The sequence below is a fragment of the Alcanivorax sp. HI0083 genome, from assembly GCF_001635175.1.
Genome location: NZ_LWFX01001633.1, coordinates 1 through 551, shown reverse-complemented (window position 1 = coordinate 551; position 551 = coordinate 1). Strand labels below are relative to the sequence as shown.

Below are 551 nucleotides of genomic sequence, written 5' to 3'. Positions count from 1 at the left end.
TGGGTTGGGAAAGGGGCGCCGTAATGTGGATGGCGGGTTGTCTCTCAAGGAGCTGCACGGCGCGTCTGGTTGGGAGTCGTCCCGAACTGAAAAAACAACGAATGAGGATGCAACCCAATAAAAGTGATGCCTAATAGCCTTCCGGGAAGTGGAAAAATGAACGGCATTTCTCGCAAAGTAATGGGGGCGATTCTTTCAGGCGGCGTGTAACGGTTCTACTCAAATCAAAATAGTCTGTCTTGTTGATTCGCTGTAAGAGGCGCAGGAAAGAAAGGCGCCTTTGCCTGGGTGATCTGTCTTTTTCAGGCGCGATAGCGAGAGGAGGCTTTCCATAATAGCTGTGGATTTTATTGTAAGAGTGCTTTTTTTTCGTGCACATGGACTGTGTTGTTGTGTAAACCCAAGGTGTGCTGGAAGAACAACGAGTGTAGAAAAACGTGCAGAAATACTGCCCCAGGAAGATTCAATATTCGTCGGGAGGTAAATAATGCCCATAAAAAATAAAACGAAAACGCGTAAAAGAGAAACGGGGTGAAAAGGGCGGGTAGCAA

1 protein-coding gene is annotated in these 551 nt (G+C 47.2%); it reads right to left on the bottom strand.

Features of this window, described 5'->3' with window-relative positions:
- Nucleotides 1-219 precede the first annotated feature (219 nt).
- Nucleotides 220-551 (bottom strand): hypothetical protein (locus A3754_RS28650; protein ID WP_231880769.1); only part of this gene is annotated, 332 nt, incomplete at its 5' end.